General features: G+C 72.8%; 4 protein-coding genes and 1 pseudogene. 3 read left to right on the top strand and 2 right to left on the bottom strand.

Translation table 11 applies throughout. The features are described from left to right. Positions 1 to 363: pseudogene (locus HY68_RS43700) on the bottom strand (restriction endonuclease); the annotation flags it as partial. Positions 364 to 538: 175 nt separating this feature from the next. Here HY68_RS43700 and HY68_RS12980 point away from each other — a divergent pair. From HY68_RS12980 to HY68_RS12970, 3 genes are read left to right on the top strand one after another with little or no spacing between them, the layout of a single operon-like run. Next, the gene (locus HY68_RS12980) at positions 539 to 997 is read left to right on the top strand and encodes a GntR family transcriptional regulator (protein ID WP_041988320.1); all 459 of its coding nucleotides are present in this window, start codon (positions 539 to 541) and stop codon (positions 995 to 997) included. Further along, the gene (locus tag HY68_RS12975; RefSeq protein WP_041988318.1) at positions 994 to 1,968 is read left to right on the top strand and encodes an ABC transporter ATP-binding protein; all 975 of its coding nucleotides are present in this window, start codon (positions 994 to 996) and stop codon (positions 1,966 to 1,968) included. Before HY68_RS12980 ends, HY68_RS12975 begins: the two co-directional genes overlap by 4 nt. After that, complete coding sequence (locus HY68_RS12970; protein WP_041988315.1) at positions 1,965 to 2,930, top strand: ABC transporter permease subunit; 966 nt, start codon at positions 1,965 to 1,967, stop codon at positions 2,928 to 2,930. Before HY68_RS12975 ends, HY68_RS12970 begins: the two co-directional genes overlap by 4 nt. A 28-nt stretch (positions 2,931 to 2,958) precedes the next feature. Here HY68_RS12970 and HY68_RS12965 read toward each other — a convergent pair. Continuing rightward, positions 2,959 to 3,427 (bottom strand): histone deacetylase (locus tag HY68_RS12965; protein ID WP_041988312.1); only part of this gene is annotated, 469 nt, incomplete at its 5' end.

Below are 3,427 nucleotides of genomic sequence, written 5' to 3'. Positions count from 1 at the left end.
GTCCGGCATGGGTACGGGGAACGCCAACTGGCCCGGTGCGAAAGGCTCGACGTCGGCCGCGCGCGACAGCGCCGACGTACGGAAGGCAGGCGCCCGGCAGCCCGCGACCAGCAGCCCCTCCAACGCGGCCACGCGTGCGTCCAGTTCGGCCGTACGGCGCTGCGCCTCCGCCTCCCGCTGCCGCCGGTACTCCGCCTGCTGCTCCCGGTTGGCCCGCGCCGCGTCCCGCGCGTACGCCCGCTGCTGCCGCTCGTACTCCCGCTGCTGCTGGGTGGCGGAGCGTATCCGCGCCTCCTGCTGCCGCTGCTGCTGTCGCTGCGCCTCGGCCCAGACCCCCACCAGGCCGCTGGAACGACGACTCATATGGCCACACCTCTCCCCACCCGCCCACACCCGAAAGGCAATTGTCCCGGACACCGACGGTCTCTCGGAACGAGCCGTCGCCGATCTTCTGGGCCGAGCCGCCGCCCCGGGCTTGACGGTGTCGCTCCCGCTGTGCGAACTTTCACTAGTCAATTAGTGAAAGGGGCCCTCGCCGGTGGCCGAGCAACGACTTGAGTACCGCATCGACCGGCGCAGCGGCGTCCCCGCGTACCTCCAGATCGTCCAGCAGACCGAGCAGGCACTGCGGCTGGGACTCCTCGAACCCGGGGACAAACTCCCCACCGCGCGCGAGGTCGTCGAGGCCACGGCCATCAACCCGAACACCGTGCTGAAGGCGTACCGCGAGCTGGAACGCGCCGGCCTGGTCGAGGCGCGGCGGGGCGTGGGCACCTTCATACTCGCCACGCTCGGCGACACCGGCGCCGAGTCGGCCTTACGGGCGGCACTGGACGACTGGGCCCGCCGGGCCCTGGCGGCCGGCGTCGACCGCGAGGGCGCGGCCGCGCTCCTGACGGCAGTACTGGACCAGCATTTCCCGGCCGAACACTCCCCAGCCGAACACTCCCCGGCGGAAAACTCCCCGGCCGAACATCTCCCGAAGGGGGAGCAGTGAGTATCACCAGCGGCGCTCCGGCCGTGATCGAGGCGGACGGTCTCGCCGTGAGCTACGGCCGTGGCCGCCGCGCCACCCGCGCCCTGGAGGGCTGCTCCTTCCGCGTCCCCGTGGGCAGCGTCTGCGCGCTGGTCGGCCTCAACGGCGCGGGGAAGTCCACCCTCCTGCGGATCGCCGCCGGTCTCGCCCGGCCCACCGGCGGCAGCGTCACGGTCCTCGGCGCCACCCCCGGCACGCACCGCGGCCGGGTCGGCTATCTGGACCAGCACCAGCCGCTCTACGCGTATCTCTCCGTCGCCGACACCCTCGCGCTGGGCGCCGACCTCAACGCCGCCCGCTGGGACGCGGCGTACGCGGCCGGGATCGTCGAGCGGGGCGGCCTCGACCCCAAGCGCAAAGTCCGCGACCTGTCCGGTGGGGAGCGCACGAGGGTGGCCCTCGCGCTCGCCCTGGGCAAGCGGCCCGACCTGCTGCTGCTGGACGAACCGATGGCCGACCTCGACCCGCTCGCCCGGCGGGAGTTGATGGGGCTGCTGCTGTCCGACGCGGCCGAACACGGCACCAGCATCCTGCTCTCGTCCCACATAGTCGCCGAACTCGACGACGCCTGCGACCACTTGCTGCTCCTCGGCAACGGCAGGGCCCACCTGGGCGGTTCGGTCGACGCGCTGCTCGCCGCACACGCCGTGGTCACCGGCCGGGACACCGGCCTGGCTCCGCACACGGTGGTCGAGTCACGCACCACCGGCCGTGGCCGCACCGCGCTGATCCGCCCGTGTGGACCGCTCGCCGACACCTGGGACTCCGCGCGACCGACGCTGGACGAGCTGCTCGTGGCCCACCTCCGCAACCCGGACGCACCGGCGTTCCTCACCCCGGACATGAGCGCGCCGGATCCGAGCGAGCACGCCGGCGAGCACGCCGCAGCCGGGACCACCGACAACCGCCCCTCACAAGGACTCCTCACATGACCGCACCCGCCGCCACCGTCCCCACCACGCGGGAAGACCGCCCCGCGGGCCGCCCTTCGCGGCGCGCGCTGCTCAGGTCGGAACTGCGCCTGCACCGCAGCGCGTTGTGGATCTGGGCCGGGTACGCGATCGTCACCGCGGGGCTGCTGCTCTGGCTGTGCGGGCCGGGGGCGAGCGGCACGCAGAAGGCCTTCGACCGGTTCGGCTACGCCGGGGTGCAGGAGGACGCCTGGAGCGGCGGGGCGTTCAGCACCGTCCTCTCCGGCACGTACAACGACCTCTTCTACGACCCGGCCACGCTGATGGCTCTCGCGTCGTTCGCCCTCGCGCTGTTCGCGGCAGGACCGCTGATCGCCCGCGAGCTGGAGAGCGGCACCCACAAACTCGCCTGGTCGCAGTCCATATCCCCGGCCCGCTGGCTCGCCGCCAAACTCGCCGTCCCCGCCGTCGTCGTCGTCCTGACCACGGCCGTACTGGTCGGCCTGTACCGGCTCGTCTGGTCAGCCCACAGCAATCTGCTGCTCGCCGGCTTCCCGCCCCGCCGGCTGTACTTCTCCGTCGGCCTCGCCACCGTCGCCGTACCGCTGCTCTCCCTGGCCGTCGGCGCGCTCTGCGGCCTCCTGCTGCGCCGCACGGTGCCGGCCATGGTCGCCGCAGGCGTGGTGCAGTACGCGATCACGGCCGTCCGCAGTGGCACCTGGCCGTTCCAGCACACCTACGGGGTGCCCGAACTCTCCGTCCACAGCAGGGCGATCACCAGGTCCGGCGCCCGGATCGCCGACCCGGAGTGCTACGACAACCTGCGCTGCCTCGCCAACCACGACGTGGTCGGCTTCACCCGCCGCTACCTGCCGTCCGACGACTACTGGCCCCGCCAGCTGACCGAGACGGGCATCCTTCTCGCGCTGACCGCGCTCGCGGTCGCCGCCGCCTTCTGGGCGCTGAAGCGCCGTACCGTCTGAACGGTCAGCAGGCCCAGCCCTGTTGACGTCAGGGCGCGCTCGGGTCGGCGATCAGGTCCGCGATGTCCTGCGGACTCCACTCGCCCGCGGCGCCCGGGCAGCTCGCCAGGTAGACGGCGATGTCGGCCACGTCCCAGGCGCCTGCCTCCACGAGCCCGGCGGCCAGGTGCCTGACGTAGGCGGCGGACGGCTTGTTCCACGCGACGTCGTGCACACTCCACGGAGCGGTGAAGGTGAGCGCGGGCGAGCCGTCCACACTCCCCGGACACAACAGCGTCTCGTACCGTCCGGGCCCGAGCACCGACCGGCCTCGCTCCAGCACCTCGGTCAGATCCAGGTCGGCGCCCGGGGCCCGGTACATCTCCTGGGCCGCGATGTCGGAGAACTGCTCGGCGGTGACCAGATGCGCGCGCGCCGGTACGCGCCGCCGGCCGGCCGGATCGTAGAAGGCCCGGCCGCCCGTCCACACCACCGACTCGGTGGCGAAGTACATGCAG

The organism is Streptomyces sp. AcH 505, assembly GCF_000818175.1.
GTDB lineage: Bacteria > Actinomycetota > Actinomycetes > Streptomycetales > Streptomycetaceae > Streptomyces.
The sequence above is the reverse complement of the archived record's forward strand: the minus strand, read 5'-3'. Positions and strand labels throughout refer to the sequence as shown.